A 23,811-nucleotide genomic window follows, 5' to 3' on the forward strand; every position below is an offset into this window, starting at 1 on the left:
AAAACTTTAACTATTTTCATATTGGTTTTTTATATCAAATACAGTCTGCTACATCTCATCCGGCTTTTGACCATCGTGGGCTTTCCATTGACACTCCGTCAATTTCATATCTGTAAATACCGCTTTAAACGATGAATCTTCCGGACTGCATGCATAAATTCCAAATTTGATTTTTCCTGCACCAGCCCACATATGACAAATCCTCATTTGCTTAAACCGTATTCCATCCTCAGAACATTCAATGCAATAATCATCTTCACGTCTACTGAGACGATACCACATAGATTTAATCTCTGCATCAATTTCCGTAGTTGCCCAATCTGAATATCCATTGTTTGTCACAACACTTCCCAGGTGCTGAAAATTGTCATTCTCATATTCTATAGAACCTTTCAACCAATTCTCACTGTCAAGATACATAACCACACCGCACTGATCAAAGCGATGATGGCTTTCCTTAAAATCTGTTTTCACCATAAATGAAAAAACTTTTCCTCTGTTTCTATCTGCAAAACCGGAGCATTATCATTGCGGAAATGATAGTAAGTTCTTTGCCACAAATCAGTTCCAGGCTGTGTGATAATCTCAATTTTGTCATCTGTCAGCGTGTAATCATCAGGTTCTCTCGTCCACTTAAAATCTTTTATATTCATCTCATTATCCCTCCAAATTCCGATTTCACGACATCATTTCTAATACAGATTTTACCGTATTTTTTAATCCCAGTCCATCCTTTATACCCAGGCGATAAAAAAACTCTTCTGTCTCTGCTCCGCTGGCAAATATTTCATCACAATACTTCGTAAGCACTTCCTCTTGTTCCGGAGACAGTGTTTCCAAAAGCTTCTGGTATTCCTTCTCTATATTTTCATTAAATGGCTGTGTATCTTGATTTGATTTCCATTCAGAATATGCTTTGCTCATACGATTGGAGATCATCTTATCAACAGACTCCTCTACGTCTTTTGACATCTTTGAGGGAGACTCTTGCTTTTGAACTTTTTCGTTCTTCGCTTTTTCAAGTGTTGACTCGTCAATATAGTGAATAATTTCTCTCAGATTTGCCTTCATAGATTGCAGGTATTGGTGCTAGAATATAAATAGTACAAACCAAAATGAGAAATTCCAAATACACATAAGCATGATACAATAGAGACATGCTGAAGGAAGATCTCATATGGCAAAGCAACATGACAAACAATTTAAACTTGATGCAGTCCAGTACTATCAGGATCACAAAGATCTCGGAGTACGTGGATGTGCAGAAAATCTTGGCATCGGATACAGCACATTAACAAAATGGCTAAAAGACTTCCGGGAATCAGGTGATATTCCTGTTCGTGGTTCTGGTAATTATGCATCTGATGAGCAGAAGGAAATTGCCCGTCTCAGACGTGAATTACGTGATGCCCAAGATGCACTTGATGTGTTAAAAAAAGCAATCAACATTCTGGGAAAATGACGGAAGCCATTTATCTTGAAGTGTCTGAGAAGACGGAAGCTGCCAAAAAGGCTGGACGTCGGGTTTCCGTTTCCGGAATGTTGAAATTTTTAGGTGTCTCTCGCTCAGGATATCTTGCATGGCTCCACCACGTACCTTCTGATACAGAAAAACGTCGTAAAGCTGTAAAAGCAAAAATACAGGATATTTATGATGATTCCAAGGCTCCTTCTTAAAATATATAGATTTCACAAATCCCTATCGATATACATTCTTCTGTCATAGATGTATAAAGATTTTGCACAGTTCGTTTTTTTCATAAAACTTATTCTGTTTTTCAACTTCTGTGATATAATGCTTTATTATAATAATTCCCATGGACAAAATGAGGTAAACCAAGTGAAAAAGAAAACACTTGTGCCTCTTATCACTTTTTTACTGGGCATATGCCTTATTAGTTTGATTGTATACAAAACAGACACCCACGAAAAAGAGCAGAGACACATAACAGCACAATTAAACGTGGCCACCTATGGCGAACAAATAAAGAATGAAATTACAAATGGAATTGAGATCACAGATACCTTGAAGCAAATCTTAATAAGTGAAGATGGCGAAATCCGTCAGTTTGAAACAATTGCAGGAAATCTTATGTCTGATTCTATTGAAAGTGTACAGCTCGCTCCTAATGGTGTTGTTACAGATATTTATCCGGCTAATGAAAATGAGGCAGGTAAGATTGATTTGATCCATGATAAAGACCGCGGAAAAATTTCCTGTTACGCAAGAGACAACCATACAATCATTACGCAGGGCCCCTTCAAATTAAAACAGGGAGGATATGGAATTGCAATCCGTAATCCCATATACCTGAAAGATAAAAACGGACATGAGTATTTCTGGGGATTTACTATTGTTATCCTGCGTGTTCCGAATATTTTTTCAGATTCAATCAGTGCACTTTCAAATTTTGGATACGAATACAAAATTTCAAAAACAGACGCTCCATGGAGTGATACTTATAAAGTGGTTTATCAATCAGATGGGCAAATAAATCGTCCTGTTTCTTATACATTTACAATAGGAGACGAAAACTGGAAATTTGAAGTAACTCCTAAAAGTGGATGGAGAAATGCCACATTACTGATAATCATCATCGGAATTTTTCTTACAATAAGCCTTCTCCTGTCAATTCTTACCAGAGTATGGTTAGTAGCAAAAGAACATAAGAAAAAGTTTCAGATACTGGCGCACACAGATTCTCTTACAAATATTTATAACCGCTATGGATTTGATGAATTTGCAGAAAAAATGATTCAAAAAAATCCAAAAGCACATTTTGTGGCTGCGCTCCTTGATATCGATGATTTCAAGTTTATTAATGATATCTATGGACATAATTACGGAGACAGGGCACTAAAGAATCTTGCAGACAGCATGAAGACTTTTTTCCCATCCGATGCATTACTTGGAAGAAATGGTGGTGACGAATTCTGCATTCTTTTACCAAATTGTACCTTTGCAGAAGCAGATATACAGCTGCAGAAATTCACCAAACTTCCTAAATCATTCTCATACCATGGTAAGGAACATGCATTTTATATTTCTCTAGGATATGCAGAATATCCAACATTTGCATCCAATCGTTCACAACTCATGCGCTGCGCAGATGCCGCTCTTTATGAAATAAAGCTTCATGGAAAAAATGGATGTATGGTCTACAGAGAAGGACTTCAGTCAGGTGCCCGCAAACAACTTGGATTCGCATTCAAGGATATCTCTGAACATCTTCCAGGTGCATTCATCATATACAGAGCAGACAAAGAAGATGATGAACTAATTTTTGCAAATGATGAATTTCTTCATATGTCCGGATATAAAGATATAGATGAACTGTTCAGACTTACTGAGAAAAGTTTTCGCAACTTGATTCGTGAAGATGAACAGCAACAGATAGAATCAAGTATCTGGGAACAGATTGACAACGGCAATGAAAATGACTATATTCACTTTCATCTTCGAAAAGCTGACGGAACTTATTTTTCTGTTCTTGATCATGGAAGAATTGTAGAGAGCCCGCAATACGGGAAAGTATTTTATGTATTGTTCATGGATTGGGAAGATATGCATATTCGTTACAATGATAAATTCGCAAGATAAAATATTGCAAAAAACAGAGCGTATGATCTATTTTCATATAATGTTTATGTCGGCAAGCTCTATCAAAAGGAAATCGACTTTGTTGCTCAGAGAAGCAACGAGAAGTTTTATATTCAGATCAGCGACAACATTTCCGGGCAGGAAACATTTGAGAGAGAATGCTTTCCTCGGCTTCAGATTCGAGATGCTTATCCGAAAATGATTATTGCTAGAACCAAACATCCCCAATATAGCTATGAAGGAATCGTAATTCACGATATAGTCGATTGGTTACTACAAGAATAAGCAAGGCGAAATATCTCCAGCATTCTCTTTTGAAATGATGGAGATATTTTTATTATGACGGAGATTGCAGATGAATTCAGACAAAGCATCCTACGAAAAGAGTTTTATATGGATGTACTGAACTGTGATCCGATGTCTTTTGACAAGGAATGCGAACTGACTATTTGGTGGCTCCCCCCCCAAGCCCCTGTAGAATAAATAACGCCAGTACTGGATATCAAAAATCCCGCACCGGCGTTATTTATTAAAATATTTTGTTTTTTAATCTTCAACACTCTCTACTGAAACTTCTTTTTTCTTCCTACTTTTACCAGAAATCATCTTGTGTCCTGTATAAATAGCCATAATCATGCAAAGCAAAGAACTTGCTGCAAAGTACTTATGGCCTTCTTTTGATCCCTTATAACCTGTATAAAAAGTTCCAAGCATTGTAATCAGTGCACCGATAGACCAATATTTATGTGATTTCATTCAGATACCTCCTGCCGTTTTTCTTAATCATATACCTTTTAAAAGATATATACAAACTGGAAGTTAGCGATTTCTTTTTCCGGTATTCTCTGTCCCACGGATTTCCTCATGATAGAAATAATCTACGATCACCGGATGTCCCTGCGGGACTCTGCCATAAGGCATTTCATTATCCACAAAGGCACAATCATACTTCTTAGCCATTTTCTCAGCTTTTACTTCAAGTGCTTCAAAGTAGCTGCGGTTATGCTTGTTATAAATCTCGTCGTAAAGTGGTACAAGATCAGGATATTTTCCGGCGATATAATCCATAATTGTCTTTTTGAAACCGCCTCGAAGATTGAGATTTTCAAGCCAGAACAGATCGCACTGATCCTTTACCCGCTCAAAGATTGCTTCAAAATCCGTGATACCGGGGAATACCGGGGATACGAAACAGACTGTACGGATACCTGCCTCATATACCTGCTTCATAGCAGCGATACGGTGCTCAATGCTCGAAGCAGAATCCATATCGTTCTTGAAATTTTCATCTAGTGTGTTGATCGACCATGAAACGGTTACACGTCCAAACTTCTTCAACAGATCAATATCCCGTACCACAAGATCCGACTTTGTGCAGATCAGAATATCTGCGTCACTGCCGATCAGCTGCTCCAGAAGTTTTCTGGTATTCCCGAATTGCTCCTCCTGTGGATTGTAGCCATCTGTCACAGAACCGATGACCAACCTCTGTCCGGCATATTTCTTCGGATTTTTTATTTCCGGCCAATGCTTCACATCAAGGAAAGTTCCCCATTCCTCCTTGTGCCCGGTAAAGCGCTTCATAAAAGAAGCATAGCAATACTTGCAGGCATGTGTACAGCCCACATAGGGATTGACCGAGTAACCGCCTACCGGCAGACTGGACTTGGTCATGATGTTCTTTGTTTCCACCTCACGAATGAGGATTCCATTTATTACTTCTTCCATGATTTCTGTACCTCTAACACTTTATTAAATTCTTCCGGCATTTCCTGAATCATATTTTCATCCCCTATGATAGGGACAAGGTCTTCCTTCATAAACACCGGAATGCCGAGCTTATGTGCCTGGTCCGTCAGAGACCATGCCCATTCCGGCTCCGTATGAATCTTCCTGCTCTGAGCTCCGGTCATGGTGCCGACAACGATCCAATTGATTCCGGAAAGGTCAACTGTGCAGGGATCATCGAATAACGGCTCAAAGGTAACATGGTAATGTTTTGCTCTGACGTTTTTCCGAAGGGCGTCGATACGCCACAGTTCTGCTTTCCTCGTCACCGTAACGCCAAACCATGCGTTTTCCAGATCGGTATCAAAATCCAGCAAATCAGGTCGCTTGGTAAGGAACAGGAACTGATGCTGTGGATTTTCATGGATCTTTGCAAATACCTCGTCTCTCCATTCCGGCTTCCATCCGGAGAGATCGCTCATGCCGGTAAGAAGAAAGTTCTGCGGACGTTTCTTTTCCATCATCTTGAGCTTACCCGGAAAGAATTCAGGGTTAGCGAAGTCATCAATCATATGCCAGCGTTTCACGTTGTTGCGGGCATAGCAATATGCACACCCCACTGTGCAGCCAATGACGATATTCATGTTCTGAATCTGATCTTTGATACAAATACTCATGACTTCTGCCACTCCTCAAGATTCTTTCTGATGCGGTCGAGGCATTCCTCAAACCGGGTAATTTCTTCCTCAGAAAAACCTTTGTAATAAATACTGCCCATCTCATCAGATACAGAATCGTACTCGCCCTTTAAGGCATGTGCTTTCTCAGTCAGAAACAGGAGCGTTTTCCTTTTGTCCGTTTCAGACTGAACACGGCTTATCAGCCCTTGATTTTCCATTCTTTCCAGCATCGTAGTAAGAGATGTTATCGCTAATCCGCATTTAGTCGAAAGTGACCTGATTGAGATACCATCCTCCTGCCACAGCACATAAAGAATACGTCCCTGGGCTCCATTAAACGCATCAATATTCTTTTCACTGAGAATCTTCTCAAAAAATCCGGTCTCCAAGCTGTTTTATTTTTGTGACAAGAAATCCTCCATTCATTTCCATGCAAAAGCTCCTATATAGTAGTTTATTAAAAACATACTATATAGGAGCTTTATTGTCAAGAGTTTATATGTCTTAATAGGTAAATTCCATTTTTTCAATTCTCCAAACTGGAATTTGACTTGCGGATTTTGATGATAATATAGTAAGAACAGAAGTATTTTATTTGCCAGAACGTCAATAACAAATATGGGAAAGAGATGGTACTACATGGGAATAATTAAATATTTTAGAAAAAAGTACTGGGAAGCAGCCATTTTCAGAGGTGGGCGACGTATACCATTTACCTGTGATGGATTAACAACTGTTCCTGATAGCGCCTATGCATTGTTTACTGAAAAAGAGTTAGAAAAAAGTTTACGAAGAAAGAGATATTTTTCATGAGCGGCTAATGCATATGATTGATTCTTTTTAATCACATGTACATCAGAGTTTTATATATTACTTATGATATTGTGCCGGCTTTGTCGCTTTGTATCAGCCGAATGAATACAAGAAAAGGAGCTGTCGGGAAATAGACAGCTCCTTCAAAGAAAATCTGCAGGATACCTTTCTTCTTTCCTTCTGTAAGTTCATTCCACCCACACTTTTCTCTGGATCTTTTCACCTGTTCACTTGTAAGCCCAGATTTCTTGCCATTCACCCTTTCAAGAACCTCTTCTACCGTCTGCTGATAAATTTCCTTCATCACTTCCGCCTCATCGTTTCTAAGTATTTACTACCTGAATTTCTTATGCAATGAAAGACCTCTTTGAAAAAATAATAAAAAAGACCTTCATTGCATAATAAAAATGCAATAAAAGTCTCACCATTTCCTTATGATACCGGATGCTTCCACCGTACTGACAACATCACAAACGCAATTTGTTAAGCGCAGGTTACTCCCCTTTATTGGATCAAATCATATACCCAAAGTAACATGATTGTCAAGATACTTTATCATTACTTTTTCATTTTATGTTATACTTTTTACATCGTTAACACTATTAAAATAAATTCTCCGGAGGTGAATCAAATGGATCATACGAATAATTCCTGTTGTTGTGGTGAAGCGGAACATTTTTCCGGATGTCTGATTTGTGGTGCTTCTATTACGTATCGTGCTGAAAGCTCTATTCAGACGTGCAGCATCTGCCATAAAGAGCAATTAACCAATGCGGTCTGTGAAAATGGTCACTTTATCTGTGATGCCTGTCACAGCTATGGCACATATGCTCCGGTAATCACAACACTCAGAGACAGTACAGAAAAAGATGCTTTGCTTCTTCTGGAAAAAATTATGGATCTTCCATCTGTACATATGCATGGACCGGAGCATCATGCAATTGTCCCATGTGTTCTTCTGACAGCGTTTCGCAATAATGGAGAACATATGGATTACGATGCTGCACTATCTGAAATCTGTAAAAGAGCGAAGCAGGTTCCGGGCGGTACCTGTGGTTACTGGGGTGTCTGTGGAGCTGCTGCCGGAGCCGGTATTTTCATGTCCGTTATGACTGGATCCAGTCCACTTCACAAAGATGCATGGCCGTTTCCTCAAAAACTTGTTTCCATTATTTTATCCAGACTGGCAGATGTTGGTGGACCTCGCTGCTGCAAACGTACCAGCAGAATTGCCATTGAAGAAGCCGTTCATTTTTACAGTCAGTTTTGTTCTGTAAACATTCCGTTGTCTTCTATAACGTGTAAATACTGCGAAGATAATCGCGAATGTATCCAGGAAGATTGTCCATACTATCCTGAATAACAGGCAAGGCAGTGATTCCATGATACCACGAAATCACTGCCTTGTAACTCGTTTGCCAGGATACAGCGCCCCATCTTCCCACTTTGCTTTTTTGCAGTTCCATGAACGAATATCCTTCTCTTCCAAAACACTCCTGATTCGTTCTTCTCCATTGTCCGATGTAAAAAGCGCTGTAATTTCCTTTTTTCCATCTACAATTTTCACACAATAATCTACCAGTTCCGGAATCTCAAACAGTAATTCATCCATCTCTCTGATACTTCCCAATGGATCCATCCGCTTTACAAAGTCCAGGCGTTTTATTTCACTTCCACAGAGGCATCTTCCTGGAATGATCCTTGACCAGTCACCGGTTCGATATCGAATCAACGGCTGTGCTTCCATTCCAATGGTTGTAATCACCAGTTCTCCCCATTTACCGTCCGGCAGCACATTTCCGTTCTCATCTATAATCTCTGTAATACAATGGTTTTCCCGCATATGCATGCCCTCATGCGCCGTGCAGCAAATGGCACCTCCAAGCCCCATCTCTCTGGAACCATAGTGCGGCCAAAGTCGTGTTTGCAGAATTTCTTCGATTGCTTTCATGACAGTTTTCGGACAGGCATCTCCGGATACCAGTGCTCTTTTTATACTGCCTTTTCCGCACATTCGAAGCATGGACAGCAATGCCGTCGGCATTCCCACATACGTATCCGGCTGCTCCTCTTCCAGAATCCTGTTCAGTTCGCCATAAGTTCTTCCTGTCCCGGTTGAAAGAGGTTTTGCTCCCAGACGTCTGATTGCCTCCGCGATCAGTTCTCCTAATCCAAAAGGACCTGAAAATGGCATAGCCACCATCGTTATACTTCCAGGATAAATAAATTCACCCAGACCTGCCATAAAAAGTTCTATGGTGTGTTCACAGTCTCCCTCTGTATAGAATACACGTTTACCGGCACCGGTAGTTCCGCTTGTCTGTTCTGATATCACTTTCTGTACTTCCCCCTGGGAGCAAAGCAGCATCCTGCCTCCATCTCGTGCCAGATCTGTTTCTGTCGTAAAAGGAAGGCTTCTCAAATCTATCAGGCTTTCCAGTCTTTCCGGCAAATCTCGGTAAAAACCCTCTCGTTCTTTCTCTCTCTTCAGTACAATATTTAATTTCTCCAGCTGTATTCTGTGTATTTCATCTCTTGTAATCTCTGTAATACCTTCCTGCTTACAGATCATTGCATCTATATTCGATCGTTTCACTTTCTGTATAAATATATTCCTTTCGAATTCGTCAGATTATATGCACAAAACGGCACCATTCCATAATCAGAATCCACCTCGCAGATATAACATCTTTTCAGACGTTCAAGATCCAGATTCCATGCATCCTGAAAAATCATCCCTGATACTGCAAAAGTTTCATTATGAACCCGGATCAGGAATTCATCCAGCGCATCTGTCTGTGTCATTTCTCCATCATCAAATTTTTTTGTGCTATAGCTCCACTGATTTTCCACATACTGTCTGGAATTATCGCTGGTAGTACAACAACATCCTCTGCCTGATTTCTTTTCCAAAAGTTTCAGTTCCCTCTCACCTTTTTTCAGATAACTTGCATGAAAAGAACAGTATGGATTCTCTGCTCCACCACCGGCGAAATCCTTGCTTTTCATAAGCCCGTCAGTCTGTTCCTCGATCAGCTTCAACATCTTTGGTATGGTAATCGGAGCTTGTGGACGCTGCTGAGAACATCTGCCAAAATAGCTGATCGGCTGGAAATGTACTCCTCTTACAAATGGCATATAATCCATCGCAAACTTCAGAATATCTCCAACCTGCATGTCATTTACTCCTGGCGCAATGACAGGTACCAGGGCAATTCCCAGTTCCGCTTCCGAACAGTTTAACACAGCCTTTTCTTTCAGTTCTATCATAGAGCGTCCGCGCAATGTCTGATACACATCATCTGTGACACCGTCAAACTGAAGAAATACTGTATTCAGTCCTGCTTTTTTTAGTTTTCTGGCATATCCTGCTTCCTGCGCAAGACGGATTCCATTGGTATTCAATTGAAAAAATGTAAACCCTTTTTCTCTACCCATATGTATGATCTCCGGAAGATCCTCCCGCATGGTTGGTTCTCCACCTGAGAGCTGAATATTGAATGGTCCTCCATGATCCATCAGAAAATCATATTGCTTTTCTATTTCATCAATTGAAAGATCACCGTTTTCCAGACATTCTCCTGCCGAAGCAAAGCAGACCGGGCAGTGCATATTGCAGCGCTTTGTCACTTCCAGTATCATACAACAGCCTTTTCGTTCGTGCTCCTCACAGAGTCCACAATTATCCGGGCAGGATTTCTCTTTGATTTTGGGATTTACCGGAGTCTCCGCAGACAGGTTTTCTCTTCCCCAGGAAAGATACTCTGCTGCCGTTCCTTCCCAGATCAGTGTCTGAAACTTTCCGTGGATATCACATTCTTTCACCAGATAAATGCCATCTTCACCAATACATTTTTTTGCCGTAAGTACTTTCATACATATCGGGCATACACTTTTTGTTTTACCCAGCGTAATCATAGTTCCAATATTCCCCGTTCTGTCAGTATTTCTATCACTTTCGTATAAGTATCTGCAATCAGCGCAGGACATTGCTCCATAATCACTCCCCAATCCAAATTAGAAGTGATATCCTTACAATAAAAAGCACCAAATTCTTCTTCGGTCTTCTTATGGAACCACTGATATAATTCCTGCACAGCCGGTTTCATCTGTATATCTTCTTTCTCCTGCGGAGCCAGATTGCCAAGGAACAAACCTATCGCACAGGCTCCTCCTGTCAGGCAGCCACAGGTATCTCCACAGTAACCGATCCCACCGCCAAGACCTCCCAGAGCCTTTACAAGCTGTGGATTTTCCTCACCTATGGCTTCCAGTGTCATAATCATAACCATTTGTGAGCAATGATAACCCATACTGCTAAGTTCTATGATTCTTTCATAAAGATCCATGTGCTACTCCTTTCTGCCAACCAACATGGTATAGCGCAGCTTCTTTCCTTTATATTCTTTCTGCAGAATCGTATACTCTTCGCAACAGAACGAATCATTCCAGATTGCTTCCAGATAATATTCCCGCCAAAGTAACGTCTGATCCTCCTGCCGGAGAATGGTAAATCCTGTCTGTTCTGCCATTTCTGAAAGATTTCCAGTATCCAGATCTGACAATAATAGAAAACCTCCCTTTTTCAAAACACGCCAACATTCAGATAGTGCATTTTTCTGATCTCTGCTGACAAAAAATGCACACTGGCTGATGCAAAGATCTATACTGTCTGATGAATACTGCAAATGCAGAAAATCGCCAATTTCCACATCACTGCCCCGTGGGAAAAGATCCACGCCATGTGCTTCCAGCCCAAATGATTTCAGGATTCGAACCGTGTCTCCTTCTCCTGCTCCAAGATCCAGTGCTTTCATTTCTTTTTTCCATTCTATGTTCTCCAGAAGATGAAGCGTCTGCGCTTCCCCTCCCGGATGCCTGTTCATCTATTTATCCTCCAGTGCACGCTCCACCGCAAGCACTTTTCCAAGTGCGAGTTCTTCCGGAACATACACAAACCCACACTTTGGACAGACAGGCATTTCCACAGGAAACCCATTTTCCAGATACATAAATTTTGCTTTTCCTTTTACAAGAGGAACCTTACATTTCATGCAGGTCAGCTTTCCTTCCGGATCAATCGTATAATATGTTCTTTCTACTGCCATTACTGTCCCACCCTTTTCATAATATTCATTCGATGACTGTATGCTCTGTGTACCAGATATCCGTCTTCTGTTTCCACAAACCGCACCCAGAATGTGACATTTCCCAGTCTGCTTCTTGTCACCAGTTCTTTTGTTTCTTCATCCAGGATTGCTTCCCGATTTTCTCTGTAATCTGATAACACACGTTCCACATCACTTTTCAGTATCATGCGCTCATCCATCATATGGATTGCCTCTTCTGTATAGGCAACAGTATAGTCTTTTTTCTCCATGATCGGTTCCTCATTCCAGATGTTTTTTAAAAGTGTCTGTTTCAATATGAGCCTGTTGTAGCGTTTCTCACTGATATCAGGCATGTTGCTGGCATTTGCACCATACAGAAGTTCCATGATATGTCTGGATTCTCTTCCCTCTCTGGCAAATCGGTCTCTGCATGCCATGCAGTATGTAATATATGGTGCATCGGAACGTTCCAGACACTTTTCTGTCATTTTCGCTGCCATATCTTTATTGGCATATGCCGTCAGACCTCCATATCCACAACATGGAGACAAATCTCTGGAATATTCTGTATCTTCAACGATACATCCCATATCCGACAAAAGTTGTCGTATCGTATCTTGTGTCTGTGCATCCCCTCTGGCACCACAGGCATCATGTATGGCAACCGGTATCTCCAGTCCTTTTGCCTGCTGTGGAAGTCCGATTTCTTTCAAAATTTCCCAGATTCCTATAACATGCGCTCCAATACTTTCTTTTAGCTGCTTCATACAGGTTGGACAACCTGCTATGATGATCGGATCACCAAGCTTGGCTAGTTCCTGTTTCAGCTGCTCATTTACTTTTTCTGTCATTTCATAGCGGCCCGCCCATTCGCTGATTGCACCACAGCATCCCAGCATCAGAGCAACACCTCTATCTACCCGATTACTTAAATCTTCGTATGCCTGCATAACCACATCCGGCGCTATCGCCCCTGCCTGACAGCCCGGGAAAAATACATATCTGCAAGTTTCATATCCCGGCTGGGGTCTGCTTAAAAAAGCCTCTGAATTTGAAAATAACATGTCCATCAGTGCAAATTCATGTGGCGCCAGCGGCATCTTATCTGTAGATACCATATTTTCTCTTGCTGACTTACACACCTGACTCATATCAAATCCATTCGGACAGATCACCGTACACTGTCCACAGAGGGCACAGGCATTCATCGGTTTGTTCATCGGATGATCTCCCATGATAATCTGCGTATTATTATAGATCTCACGGGCTAATAAACCCGGATGTTTTTGATATTCACTTAAATACACACAGCCTTTCATGCATTCGTCACAATGACACTGAATACATCGTTTTGCTTCTTCTACAGCTTCTTCTTTTGAATACCCATCCTGACCACAGAAAATCTTATTCGATTCATGGATTCCTTCCATGTTCGTATAAAGCTTGGTAGTCACTGCTCCTTCACTGCCTCTGTTGCTGTGCGGCGATAAATTCTGTACCAGAAGATCCACTGTCAAAGCTGCCCGCTTTGCGGCAAAAGCCGCATCCATCACAGATTCCGCAGGTCCGCTGACAATCTTTGCCTGTTCTCTTAACATAATCTCGACATCTGCTGCTTCTTCCGGAGCTAACATTTTTGCCACTTCTTCTGATGCGCATACCACATCTGCCAGTTCCATTTTTTCTCTGATAAACGAAAGATTCAAACTGCATCCAAATTCAAAAGAAAGATCCATAGATTTCAGACGTTTCGCTTCATTGCTGCGGTCTGATTCCAAAAGATGTCCGGCTGCCGCTGCAATATAGCTTTCATAATCTTCTTCCTTACAATAAATTGTCGTAGGATACATTTTCTTTTCCAGTTCCCCTGCAAGAAACAGTGGAAATAATCCAGAACCAAAGATTGCTGCCCTTTTCTTCTTTCTCATGCGAAATACACTGCTTCGTCTTCCCGGTTCTCCATACCGGACAATCGCACGTTCTACTTCTCGTATGGAGACACCATCACCAAGTTCACAAAGCTTGCAATTATCTTCGCAAGGTGCCGTACATCCATCACAGAGAATCATTGGAAATGGTGTAATTTTCTCATAAATTGCCAACGCTTTCTTAAAATTTCCTTTTGCAGCATAATACAGCATCTCTTTTGTATCCATTTTGAAAGGACAGGCTGCAACACAATAGGCCGGCTGTTCATGGACGCAGAGACTGATCATATGATCCATCTCTTCTTTTGACATTCGATTTACATGATAAACGTGAGTAGAACCCCTCTCCTGTATGTATGTCATAACCTGATACTCCTTTCGTCTGTAAAGGGGAGGCAGTTTCCCGTCTCCCCTGATTATATCACAGTTGGCAGCTTTTACTCCAACCACATTATGAATTAAGCTTATTTCTCAAGTTCTTTTAATGCTGCAAGAACCCTTTCCGGACGGGCAGGGATACGTGTAATACGTGCACCTGTCGCATTAAAGATTGCATTCAGGATTGCAGGATGTGGAGCATCCAGTGGAGCCTCACCACAACCAGCCGCACCGTAAGGACCACTTGGACGATATGTTTCATTGAAGTGAAGTTCAATATCATCCGGAGCATCCTTTGGATATGGAATACCACAATTCTTCAAAGTGGTGTCATGGTTCAAATCTTCAAAATCTTCCGAAAGAGCAAGACCGATACCCTGTACAAGACCACCATAGAAATTACCTTCTACAAGAAGTCTGTTCATGATCGTACCTACGTCAGCTACGCAAGTAAATTTCTCAACGGTAACTTTACCTGTTTCTGTATTAACAGCAACTTCCGGCAGGAAGATAGTATACATATAAGTTGCAAATGGATCGCCCTGTGCGGTATCCTGATCGATCGGATGATCTGCACAGAATGTAGTTACCCAGTTACCTTCATATTTTGTTGCAAGCCCTTCTGCTACCATCTCATCATAAGTACGGAATGTTCCGTCTTCTTTCTTCATTGCTGCTACAAGATTTTCTGCAGCCAGACGACATGCATTACCTGACATAACCTGTGAGCGTGATCCTCCTGCAGGTCCTGCATTCGGACATGTCTTCGTATCATTCATAACCAGTTTAATCTGTTCCGGTCTGATTCCTGCCTGACGCAGTGTTTCATGAGATGATACAAGAACACCCATATCAGCCCCCTGTCCATGATCTTCCCATGCAGCATACATCGTAACGGTTCCATCCGGATTTAATTCTGCAAATGCATTTGATGTATCAACACCATCAAGACCACAACCGTATACTCCAAGAGATACACCGATACCATATTTCATCTTTCCGTCAGAAGCTGCATTCTTTTCGGCAACACGTTTTTTCGCCGCTTCATACAATGGACGTGCTTTCTTAAACAAATCTTCCTCACAATATACCTCCGGTGGATAACCTGTCGGGATGGTAGTGCCCTCTGATTCTTTATAGCAGTTCATTTCACGGATATCAAACGGATCGATTCCCATCTTAGCTGCCAGCACGTCAATCGCAATCTCAGATCCCATATAAGACTGTGGTGAACCATAAGCACGGAATGCGGAGCCCCATGCATGGTTTGTAAATACGGTTGTTGATTTATTACGAATAGAATTAATTCCATAACCTGCGCCTGTAAACTGAGAAAGTCTCATGGTAAGCAGATCGCCAAATTCTGAATATGGACCGTGATCTACATAGTTGTTACCCCAAAGTGCTAAGAGTTTACCATTTTCATCTGCTGCAAGCTTAATATTCATAAATGCAGGAGATCTCTTTCCTGTATAAGTAATGTTCTGGAACTGATTAAATACCAGCGATACCGGACGTTCCAGAATCTTAACAGCTGCACCAATCAGAGCCTCATTTGTCGGTGAGAACTTGTAACCAAATGTTCCGCCTGCATGGTTCTGAACAAGTCTTAAGTTTTCCATTGGTACACCGATACCATCTGCGATCATAGGCATATGAAGATGTATACCGATAGATTTGGAATGCACTGTTATCATACCGTCTTCATCAATATATCCATAACCACAGTCCGGCTCAAGGTGAAGATGAGGCTGGCGTGAACAGTAGGACTCGATCTCAACCTGCTGTGAATCCGGAATGCTGTCCCAGTCAAAGTCCGGTCCCTTGATACAGTTTGTCTCAAAAAATGCGTTTGGAGTACCAGGATGGATCTCTGCTGCATCCGGTGCGATTGCATCCATTGCGTTCATATATGCAGGAAGTTCTTCGATCTCCACCTTAACTGCATCTGCTGCTGCACGTGCATGCTCTTCTGTGTCGGCAGCTACGATCGCAATCGCATCACCAAACTGAAAGATCTTTTCGTCGCAGAGTACAGGACGCTCAAATCCGTCTGTCTTATTGTGTTTCGGAAGCATTACAAGACCATTGATCTTGTTGGTTCCGCCTGCTGCCTTAATGTCCTTCGCTGTAATAACACGAACAACTCCCGGCATACTCTCTGCTTCTGTTGTATCGATACTGAGAATATTTGCGTGAGAAACCTTGGCCTGTGTAAGTGCAAGACGAAGAGTTCCCTCCGGCATCTTTAATGCATCATCTGCACCGAAATCCCAGGTACCTGTTACCTTCTGTGCTGCTGATGGACGGATATAGTTTGTACCGACGATAGAATCACCTGTCTGCTTGAATACGAGGTCTTCTTTAGTCATCTCGCCACGCATAACTGCTGCTGCCGCCATGGTCGCATCGATAAGCGGCTTGTAACCTGTACAACGACAGAGATTACGCTGCTTGTTAAACCAGTCCCTCACTTCTTCACGGGTAGGGCTCGGATTATTATCGAGAAGAACCTTTGCTGAAATAATAAAACCTGGTGAACAGAAACCACACTGTGCACATCCATATGCCATCCATGCAACCTGTATCGGATGCATATCAGAAATTGTTCCCACACCCTCGATTGTTGTGATCTCTGCATTGTCCGGAACACGGCTCATCTTGTAAATACAGGATCTTGTAACTTTTCCGTTCATAATAACATTACATGCTCCGCAATGACCTTCTCCACAACCGATCTTACATCCTGTAAGAAGAAGATGCTCACGAAGTACCTGAGCCAGTGTCTCATCCTTATCAAGAATAAGGATTCGCTCCACACCATTGATCTTCAATGTCTTTTTAATCATGTTTCATTCCTCCTTTAAAAAATACACGTTCCGATGTTACAAATCTTCTGACTTATGTGTTCCACATGGATCATGATCGGCTCCCTTACCCGTCAGATCTTTAAGTCTTTCCATTCCTCTGACAGAATAGAAAACAATGGAAGAACTGCTTCCGTCCAGATTCTCACCGCTGAGTTTTAAAACATTCGCATTCTCATAATAATCAATCGGAAGTGTCCGACTGTATTGCTCTCCTGTGCGCTCATCTTTTACCTGTATCGTAACTTCTTTTGCGGTAATTTCAAAAATCTTATCCATGGAAACGTTCTCCTGTTTACATTATTTTGTATAATTTCATGTTATCATAATTTTGTACAGTTTTACAAATTGTAAATAATTATTAGTTGGCTATTTTTTGTTCTTTTTTATATTGTTTTATTACTTTGTCGAAAAATTTTACTATTTATTCCCACTTTTCATGCTATAATAATATCAAATTTGTACAATGTTATTTTTAGGAGGTATCTATGATGCAGACAGGTGCTCTCATCGTAGCTGCAGGGAAATCGTCACGAATGGGAGACTTCAAGCCCATGCTTCAGCTTGGATCCATTTCCATCGCGCAGCGTGTGATTAATAACTTCCGGCAGGCCGGAATCTCTAAAATAGTGGTGGTAACCGGATACAATGCGGATGCTCTGGAACGCCACCTTGCTTCCAATCATGTTATTTTTCTTCGAAATGAGGACTATGAAACTACTCATATGTTTGATTCTGTCAGGATTGGACTGGAATATTTAAAAGACAAAGTGGATACGGTACTCTTTACACCTGTAGATGTTCCACTATTCACAGCACATACCGTTACACAAATGCTTTCTCTTGGACAGCCTCTTGTCACTCCGGTCTGTAACGGAACTCCAGGTCATCCGATCCTGATTCGTTCCTCATTAATTGAGTCCATTTTAAGCAATGATGGAAACACTGGTCTGAAGGGTGCTGTAGAACATTGTGGAACTCCCATGTATTGTTTAAATGTAGAAGATCCTGGAATCATTCATGATGCGGATACACCAGAGGATTATGTAGAACTTCTTCGTGCACACAATCAAAGTCTGATCCGTTCAGAGATTCAGATTCAGCTGGCACGGGAAAAGGTCTTCTTTGATGAACAGCTTTATTCGCTGCTTACACTGATTCATGAAACAGGATCTGTTCGTGATGCCTGCGAACGCATGCACATTTCCTACTCCACCAGCTGGAATCTGATCCATACATTAGAATCTCAGCTTCATGAACCGCTGATTATTCGAAGTCAGGGCGGTGTAAAGGGCAGTCACAGTGAGCTGACACCATACGGAGAAGAATTTTTGAAGCGATATGCCCGTTTTTCAGAGGAAACACGTACCTGTTCCGAAGCAATATTTGAAAAGTGTTTCAGAGGATTTTTCAATGCGTAATCTTTATCTTATTCGACACGGAAAACCACAATATCCAGATGAACATTCTTACTGTATCGGTCAGACTGATTTTTCTTTATCTATGCTTGGACATCTGCAGTCAGTCCTTCTTCACGGAGAACTGGATGATAAAATAACTGCTGTTTACTGCAGTCCTTTGTCAAGAGCTATGGAAACGGCTGCACATATCACACCTGATCTTCCACATATCACTATCTCAGATTTAACAGAACGAAATCTGGGAGAATGGGATGGTCTTTCATTTGATGAGATACGCAAAAGATGGCCGGACATATATGAAGCACGTGGAATGAATCCTGATTACCCGATTCCAGGAGCAGAAACTCCTTTCGCATCTGGCATGCGTTTTTCGCAGGCAATTTATGAGATTCTTCGTTCTTCTGAGGGTGATATTGCGATTGTTGCTCATACAGATGTAATTTCTTCTTATCTGTATTTGCTTGATTCAAAACAGCATGCCAGACAGTATTTTCGTCTTCCATGTGGTTCCTATTATCATCTGAACGCAGACGATAACGATCATGTTGCCTTATCTGATTCGACTTACCTGCTGCCTCATCCTGACTTGCATGACGAACTATGCCGGATGCTTCGCGATTCGGTGTCTCTTCCTCATCATGTACAAGCGCACAGTGATGCAGTGACTGAATTGGCTTGCCATTTCTGCGATCTGCTGGAATCTCATGGTTACTTTTTAATAAAAACTGATTCGCTCCGGAGCACTCCTTCACGATATTGCCAGACTTCAAAAACATCACACCAAAACAGGTGGTGATCTTTTCTTACAATTAGGCTATACTGAAATCAGTCAGATTATTTCACAACATCATGGTTTACAGAAGACACTTCTGAATGAAGCGGCTATCGTCTTTTTATCAGATAAACTGATTCAGGAAACCGAACGTGTAACCATCGAAAAACGATTTGCGGACAGTCTGTGTAAGTGTAACAGTCCCGAAGCTTTGAAATCTCATGAACGACAGCTTAAACAGGCTCTTGATCTGCAAAATATGATACAGACCATCTGTCACATGACGATATGACTTATAGAAAATTACAGGAGGTGTTTTATATATGAGAACTTTATTTCAGATCATACAACAAGAATTTCAAAAAGGAAACGACCTTGTGCTTGCATCCATCGTTGCTTCCTCAGGATCAACGCCAAGAGGTGCCGGTTCCCGTATGTTGGTTGGAAAAAAAGGCCGAGTTGCCGGAACCATAGGCGGAGGTTCTGTCGAATATCGTGCAGAGCTTATGGCACTTGATATTCTTGAAAAGAAAGAATCCTGTGAACATGAATTCCGGTTGAATCGCAAAGATGTTGAGAATATCGGTATGATTTGTGGTGGTGATGTTACCGTATTTTTCCAGTATCTGGACCATAATGACCCTATTATTATGGAACTTGCAGTAACTGCTGAAACATTATATAAAGAACGAAAAGATTTCTGGCTGATCTGTGATCTTCATGCTACATCCGGTATGAGTCTTTACAGTGCATCCTATGGATTGACTGGAAATGCTGATGTTCCTTCTTCCATCTTATCTTCCTTATCTGCAAGACCATGCCGTCATCGCAATGAAACCTGTGACCTGTTTACAGAACAAATCGGTACATCCGGAACTGTCTATGTATTTGGAGGCGGGCATGTTTCACAAAAGCTGGTACCAATACTTGCAAGTGTTGACTTTCACTGCATCGTTCTGGATGACCGTCCGGAATTTACAGATCCTGCTCTTTTCCCGGATGCAGCGGAGACAATCCTTTGCGATTTTGATCATCTGGATCAGAGCATTTCTATCACAGATGCTGATTATTGCTGTGTCATGACACGAGGTCATGCCTATGATACGATTGTGCAGGCACAACTTCTTGCCACACCTGCATGCTATATCGGCGTCATTGGAAGTCTCGCCAAAAGAGCTGGTGTATTTCATCGTCTCGTAGAAGAGTATGGAATCGATGAGCGAGAATTAGACCGTATTATCACGCCTGTGGGACTTAATATTAAAGCAGAAACACCTGCTGAAATCGCAATATCTATCACAGGACAAATGATTCAGGTTCGAGCTGAAAGAAAGGCTGCTATGAAATGATGACAAAACATGTCTACAAAACTATTATATTCGGTGCCGGACAGATTGGGCAGATGACTGCCCGACTTCTTGGAAATGCCTATCAGATCATGTGCTTTGCCGATAATGATCCGCGCAAACATGGACAATTTATTGGTAATATCCCAATCTGTTCTCCATCAAAGGCCGCTGCTCTTCTTCCTGATCTGATTATTCTTGGTGTATTGGATGAAGAGCGGCGTGGTTCTATGATGCAGCAGATGGAGCACTTGGGCTATCACGGTTCATTTTGTGATCCTTCTGCACTTCGCATGTTCGATGCACGGGTTGCGGTTATGCGCCTTTTAGCCGAACAGATGCATCAACAAAATATCCCTGGAGATGTGGCAGAACTTGGTGTTTTCCAGGGTGATTTTTCTTGCCTGATCAGTACAGCCTTTCCAGATCGAAAAATACATCTTTTTGATACTTTTGAAGGCTTTTCAGAAAAAGATATTGCCGTAGAAACCTCCAGGCATCTGTCTCGCGCTAAAACAGGTGACTTTTCTTCTACAGATGTAGATTCTGTTCTTCGCATCATGCCTGATCCATCACATGTGATCATCCATAAAGGATGGTTTCCGGATACTTTTTCCGATATTACCGATGAAACTTTCTGTTTCGTATCATTAGATGCAGATCTCTATGCTCCAACTGCTGCTGCATTACCTCTGTTTTATGAACGTCTGTCTATCGGCGGAGTTCTCCTGATCCATGACGTATACAGTACCCAGTTTTCCGGATGTAACAAAGCTGTAGACGAATTCTGCCTGAAACACCACCTGTTTGCAGATCCTGTATGCGATCTGCATGGAAGTGCTATTATCCGAAAAATCATTTAAAACCTAATCGAAAGCCTTTCATAATCCTATACGCCTTCTGTATTATGCTATTTTACGAGATACCCTTCAGTCTTTAAATATGTATCAGAATCGTTAATATTCTGAAAATATCCCTCATTGGATTTCCGTATAACAAACAAAAATTCCTACAGTATTTAAAAATCTATAGTTTAACGGATTCCTTTGTGAAAATATCAGCAATTTCGCATTCCGTGCAGACTTTCTTATAGATTTCCGGATCATTGATATTCTGAAAATAGTTTTCCGGTGCACTGGTATGGTATAGGGAATATCCCACTGTATTTAAAAAACGATACACCGATGATTTTCCTGATTCCAGAAAATCTGTGATCTCTTTATAAAGTCTGGCATCATATACCGCTATCAGCGATTCTTCTTTTCCATTATGACACAGCATAGTCACCGGTTGGTCGGCTTTTTCCATTGCGAACTTCAACAGATTTTGAAGTTCTTCCACAGGTACCAGCGGCGTATCTACCCCCAGCACCAGGCATTTTTCTGTCTTTGCCCTTCGAAAACAGCTCTCCAGACCGCCAAGTGGACCCTGACCGGAAATTCGATCCGGCACAATCTCTTCCCCACACTGTGTTCCACGATATCCAGAAATTAAGATCTGTTTTGCTCCCAACTGACATCCTTTTCCGATCTGTATCTCCAAAAATGTCTGTCCATCTAAAAGCAGATCTGACTTCTCCCTTCCCATATGGCTGCTGGCACCACCTGCCAGGACTACCAGCGTAAAATCTGATGGCAATTGCTGTTCTGCCAACTGACCGTTTTCTAATTCAGATATATCAGTCTGCATTTTCCGATTATTTTCTGGCACAGTTCGTTGCCTCCCCGGTCAGGATCTGTAATCCATGTTCCAGCGCTGGAATAATATATTCCAGACTTTCTCTGACTGCTTTCGGGCTTCCCGGCAGATTCACGATCAGTGTTCCTTTTCGAATACCTGCTGCTGCACGACTGAGCATAGCTCTTGGTGTAATCGTCATACTATATGCTCTCATTGCTTCCGGAATCCCCGGCACTTCACGTTCTATAATATCCTTTGTTGCCTCCGGCATACAGTCTCTCGGCGAAAATCCGGTTCCACCCGTAGTTACAATCATCTCTGCTATTCCCTCATCTGCTATACGAGCCATCTCATCTGCCAGCATCTTTCTGTCATCCGGCAAAAGAATGGTATGCACCACTTCGTAATCGTTCGCTTCCAAAATTTCCTGGATTACCGAACCACTTTTATCTTCTCTCTCTCCTGCATATCCGGAATCACTGGATGTGATAATCGCAGCTTTCATAATTCCTTATCCTCCTATCTGGGACATTAATTTACATTCATCTGTCTCAATCTCTTCCGATGTAAAATGATGACTGACCGGTTTTTCCCATATTACTTTCTGTATTGCCTCTGTCAGTTCATCATCTGTGCATCCTGAACGCATCAAATTCTTCAAATCCGTTCCAGTCTGATATTGCAGACAGGCTTTTAAAAATCCTTCTGCTGTCATACGCACACGATTACACTGGTCGCAAAACTTATGCGTCATCGCACTGATAAATCCTATTTTACCCTGAAATTCTTCTATTTTATAATAATGACACGGTCCATTCCCATATCGTTCTTTTATTGGAGTCATTCTTCCATATGCTTTCTCTAATATTTCGCATATTTCACTTTCTCCCCGAAACTGAAAATCCTTTCCATATCCAATCGGCATCATTTCAATGAAACGAACATGAATCGGATATTGCTTTGCAAGTCTCGCTATCGATACCAGATTTTCCTGCTCTTCCACTACCGGCACACAATTAATCTTCAATCCAATCTGCGGATACTGTAATGCCGCCTGGATTCCCTCCAGCACCCGATCCAGACTTTCTCTCCTGGTTACCTTTGCAAACTCTGCTGCATTTAAAGTATCCAGACTGATATTTATATCATCAAGCCCCGCTTCTGCCAGATCTGCTATCTGTTCTTCGAGCAATACACCATTGGTCGTTAATGTCACTTTTTCGATGCCAGGAAGTTCTTTTAACATTCGAACCAGTGTGGCACAATTCTTTCTAATTAACGGTTCTCCTCCGGTCAGTTTGATCTTACGTATACCTAAACCAGTCATACATCTGCTGATTCTGGTAATCTCATCATAAGTCAGAATTTCTTCATGCGGGATCTGCACAACTCCATTTTCCGGCATACAATAGACGCACCTGAGATTACATCGATCTGTAATGGATATCCGCAGATAGTCAATCTCTCTTCCAAATCTATCCTTCAT

The 23,811-nt window shown here is 41.6% G+C and carries 27 protein-coding genes and 2 pseudogenes; 11 read left to right on the plus strand and 18 right to left on the minus strand.

Annotated features, from left to right (window positions below; all coding sequences use genetic code 11):
• Window positions 1–48: 48 nt before the first annotated feature.
• Both CK1_RS11930 and CK1_RS11935 read right to left on the minus strand, forming a co-directional pair.
• Window positions 49–653, minus strand: a pseudogene (locus CK1_RS11930) (DUF1349 domain-containing protein).
• A 25-nt stretch (window positions 654–678) separates the two neighbouring features.
• Window positions 679–1,071, minus strand: coding sequence for a hypothetical protein (locus CK1_RS11935; protein WP_287082620.1), 393 nt, complete (start codon window positions 1,069–1,071; stop codon window positions 679–681).
• Window positions 1,072–1,177: 106 nt separating this feature from the next.
• On the opposite strand from CK1_RS11935, the gene CK1_RS11940 reads away from it, so the two are divergent.
• The 4 genes and pseudogenes from CK1_RS11940 to CK1_RS11955 form a co-directional block, all read left to right on the plus strand.
• Window positions 1,178–1,462: a transposase gene (locus tag CK1_RS11940; protein ID WP_005612369.1), complete on the plus strand. Its 285-nt coding sequence runs from the start codon at window positions 1,178–1,180 to the stop codon at window positions 1,460–1,462.
• Entirely contained in the window at window positions 1,459–1,677 is a 219-nt protein-coding gene (locus CK1_RS11945) for a hypothetical protein (RefSeq protein ID WP_015526483.1), read from the plus strand. The genes CK1_RS11940 and CK1_RS11945 overlap by 4 nt, the downstream gene beginning before the upstream one ends.
• A gap of 163 nt (window positions 1,678–1,840) precedes the next feature.
• Complete coding sequence (locus tag CK1_RS11950) at window positions 1,841–3,601, plus strand: diguanylate cyclase domain-containing protein (protein WP_161209216.1); 1,761 nt, start codon at window positions 1,841–1,843, stop codon at window positions 3,599–3,601.
• 36 nt (window positions 3,602–3,637) lie between these two features.
• A pseudogene (locus CK1_RS11955) lies at window positions 3,638–3,886 on the plus strand (ATPase); the annotation flags it as partial.
• Window positions 3,887–4,147: 261 nt separating this feature from the next.
• Here the strand turns inward: CK1_RS11955 and CK1_RS11960 are convergent.
• The 4 genes from CK1_RS11960 to CK1_RS11975 all read right to left on the minus strand — a co-directional run bounded on the left by CK1_RS11960 (window position 4,148) and on the right by CK1_RS11975 (window position 6,398).
• A complete protein-coding gene (locus tag CK1_RS11960; protein ID WP_008392833.1) occupies window positions 4,148–4,357 on the minus strand; it encodes a DUF6219 family protein in 210 nt (69 codons plus the stop codon).
• A 63-nt stretch (window positions 4,358–4,420) separates the two neighbouring features.
• Window positions 4,421–5,329: a radical SAM mobile pair protein B gene (locus CK1_RS11965; protein WP_015526486.1), complete on the minus strand. Its 909-nt coding sequence runs from the start codon at window positions 5,327–5,329 to the stop codon at window positions 4,421–4,423.
• Window positions 5,317–6,006: a radical SAM mobile pair protein A gene (locus CK1_RS11970; RefSeq protein WP_015526487.1), complete on the minus strand. Its 690-nt coding sequence runs from the start codon at window positions 6,004–6,006 to the stop codon at window positions 5,317–5,319. Before CK1_RS11970 ends, CK1_RS11965 begins: the two co-directional genes overlap by 13 nt.
• Window positions 6,003–6,398 carry a radical SAM mobile pair system MarR family transcriptional regulator gene (locus CK1_RS11975; RefSeq protein WP_502685103.1) on the minus strand — a complete coding sequence of 132 codons (396 nt, stop codon included), beginning with the start codon at window positions 6,396–6,398 and terminating at the stop codon, window positions 6,003–6,005. Before CK1_RS11975 ends, CK1_RS11970 begins: the two co-directional genes overlap by 4 nt.
• Window positions 6,399–6,648: 250 nt before the next feature.
• Between CK1_RS11975 and CK1_RS11980 the strand changes: the two genes are divergently transcribed.
• Entirely contained in the window at window positions 6,649–6,822 is a 174-nt protein-coding gene (locus CK1_RS11980) for a hypothetical protein (protein WP_015526488.1), read from the plus strand.
• A gap of 61 nt (window positions 6,823–6,883) precedes the next feature.
• Here the strand turns inward: CK1_RS11980 and CK1_RS11985 are convergent, their stop codons facing one another.
• The gene (locus CK1_RS11985) at window positions 6,884–7,126 is read right to left on the minus strand and encodes a cation-transporting P-type ATPase (RefSeq protein WP_015526489.1); all 243 of its coding nucleotides are present in this window, start codon (window positions 7,124–7,126) and stop codon (window positions 6,884–6,886) included.
• A gap of 327 nt (window positions 7,127–7,453) precedes the next feature.
• On the opposite strand from CK1_RS11985, the gene CK1_RS11990 reads away from it, so the two are divergent.
• Window positions 7,454–8,185: a DUF5714 domain-containing protein gene (locus tag CK1_RS11990; protein ID WP_015526490.1), complete on the plus strand. Its 732-nt coding sequence runs from the start codon at window positions 7,454–7,456 to the stop codon at window positions 8,183–8,185.
• Window positions 8,186–8,218: 33 nt separating this feature from the next.
• Here the strand turns inward: CK1_RS11990 and CK1_RS11995 are convergent, their stop codons facing one another.
• The 8 genes from CK1_RS11995 to CK1_RS12030 form a co-directional block, all read right to left on the minus strand.
• Window positions 8,219–9,394 (minus strand): DVU_1553 family AMP-dependent CoA ligase, encoded by a 1,176-nt coding sequence (locus CK1_RS11995; RefSeq protein WP_015526491.1) that lies wholly within the window; start codon window positions 9,392–9,394, stop codon window positions 8,219–8,221.
• 20 nt (window positions 9,395–9,414) lie between these two features.
• Window positions 9,415–10,740, minus strand: a complete 1,326-nt coding sequence (trsS, locus tag CK1_RS12000) for a radical SAM (seleno)protein TrsS (RefSeq protein WP_015526492.1) — start codon at window positions 10,738–10,740, stop codon at window positions 9,415–9,417.
• The gene (locus CK1_RS12005; protein ID WP_021650124.1) at window positions 10,737–11,171 is read right to left on the minus strand and encodes a DVU_1555 family C-GCAxxG-C-C protein; all 435 of its coding nucleotides are present in this window, start codon (window positions 11,169–11,171) and stop codon (window positions 10,737–10,739) included. The genes trsS and CK1_RS12005 overlap by 4 nt, the downstream gene beginning before the upstream one ends.
• A gap of 3 nt (window positions 11,172–11,174) precedes the next feature.
• Window positions 11,175–11,708 (minus strand): class I SAM-dependent methyltransferase, encoded by a 534-nt coding sequence (locus CK1_RS12010; protein ID WP_015526494.1) that lies wholly within the window; start codon window positions 11,706–11,708, stop codon window positions 11,175–11,177.
• Window positions 11,709–11,930, minus strand: a complete 222-nt coding sequence (locus tag CK1_RS12015) for a DVU_1557 family redox protein (RefSeq protein WP_005427475.1) — start codon at window positions 11,928–11,930, stop codon at window positions 11,709–11,711. It abuts the gene before it with no gap.
• Complete coding sequence (locus CK1_RS12020) at window positions 11,930–14,224, minus strand: pyridine nucleotide-disulfide oxidoreductase/dicluster-binding protein (protein WP_015526495.1); 2,295 nt, start codon at window positions 14,222–14,224, stop codon at window positions 11,930–11,932. Before CK1_RS12020 ends, CK1_RS12015 begins: the two co-directional genes overlap by 1 nt.
• Before the next feature lie 101 nt (window positions 14,225–14,325).
• Window positions 14,326–17,088 carry a molybdopterin-dependent aldehyde oxidoreductase gene (locus CK1_RS12025; RefSeq protein WP_015526496.1) on the minus strand — a complete coding sequence of 921 codons (2,763 nt, stop codon included), beginning with the start codon at window positions 17,086–17,088 and terminating at the stop codon, window positions 14,326–14,328.
• A gap of 36 nt (window positions 17,089–17,124) precedes the next feature.
• A complete protein-coding gene (locus CK1_RS12030) occupies window positions 17,125–17,385 on the minus strand; it encodes a hypothetical protein (RefSeq protein ID WP_015526497.1) in 261 nt (86 codons plus the stop codon).
• A 209-nt stretch (window positions 17,386–17,594) separates the two neighbouring features.
• On the opposite strand from CK1_RS12030, the gene CK1_RS12035 reads away from it, so the two are divergent.
• Genes CK1_RS12035 through CK1_RS12055 form a run of 5 tightly spaced genes read left to right on the plus strand, consistent with a single transcriptional unit; the run spans window position 17,595 to window position 21,508 of the window.
• Window positions 17,595–18,527, plus strand: a complete 933-nt coding sequence (locus CK1_RS12035) for an NTP transferase domain-containing protein (RefSeq protein WP_021650129.1) — start codon at window positions 17,595–17,597, stop codon at window positions 18,525–18,527.
• The gene (locus CK1_RS12040; protein ID WP_015526499.1) at window positions 18,520–19,323 is read left to right on the plus strand and encodes a histidine phosphatase family protein; all 804 of its coding nucleotides are present in this window, start codon (window positions 18,520–18,522) and stop codon (window positions 19,321–19,323) included. The genes CK1_RS12035 and CK1_RS12040 overlap by 8 nt, the downstream gene beginning before the upstream one ends.
• Complete coding sequence (locus tag CK1_RS12045) at window positions 19,283–19,591, plus strand: hypothetical protein (RefSeq protein WP_306289101.1); 309 nt, start codon at window positions 19,283–19,285, stop codon at window positions 19,589–19,591. Before CK1_RS12040 ends, CK1_RS12045 begins: the two co-directional genes overlap by 41 nt.
• Before the next feature lie 31 nt (window positions 19,592–19,622).
• Window positions 19,623–20,648 carry an XdhC family protein gene (locus tag CK1_RS12050; RefSeq protein ID WP_015526500.1) on the plus strand — a complete coding sequence of 342 codons (1,026 nt, stop codon included), beginning with the start codon at window positions 19,623–19,625 and terminating at the stop codon, window positions 20,646–20,648.
• On the plus strand, window positions 20,645–21,508 hold the full coding sequence (locus CK1_RS12055) for a TylF/MycF/NovP-related O-methyltransferase (RefSeq protein WP_015526501.1): 864 nt from the start codon (window positions 20,645–20,647) through the stop codon (window positions 21,506–21,508). The genes CK1_RS12050 and CK1_RS12055 overlap by 4 nt, the downstream gene beginning before the upstream one ends.
• Window positions 21,509–21,671: 163 nt before the next feature.
• On the opposite strand, the gene mobA is transcribed toward CK1_RS12055, so the two are convergent.
• The 3 genes from mobA to moaA are packed head-to-tail and all read right to left on the minus strand — an operon-like array spanning window position 21,672 to window position 23,811.
• Entirely contained in the window at window positions 21,672–22,355 is a 684-nt protein-coding gene (mobA, locus tag CK1_RS12060; RefSeq protein WP_114002737.1) for a molybdenum cofactor guanylyltransferase, read from the minus strand.
• A complete protein-coding gene (locus tag CK1_RS12065; RefSeq protein WP_044960387.1) occupies window positions 22,342–22,833 on the minus strand; it encodes a MogA/MoaB family molybdenum cofactor biosynthesis protein in 492 nt (163 codons plus the stop codon). The genes mobA and CK1_RS12065 overlap by 14 nt, the downstream gene beginning before the upstream one ends.
• Window positions 22,834–22,836: 3 nt before the next feature.
• Complete coding sequence (moaA, locus tag CK1_RS12070; protein WP_044960389.1) at window positions 22,837–23,811, minus strand: GTP 3',8-cyclase MoaA; 975 nt, start codon at window positions 23,809–23,811, stop codon at window positions 22,837–22,839.

Source organism: Ruminococcus sp. SR1/5 (assembly GCF_000209835.1).
Taxonomy (GTDB): domain Bacteria; phylum Bacillota; class Clostridia; order Lachnospirales; family Lachnospiraceae; genus Blautia_A; species Blautia_A fusiformis.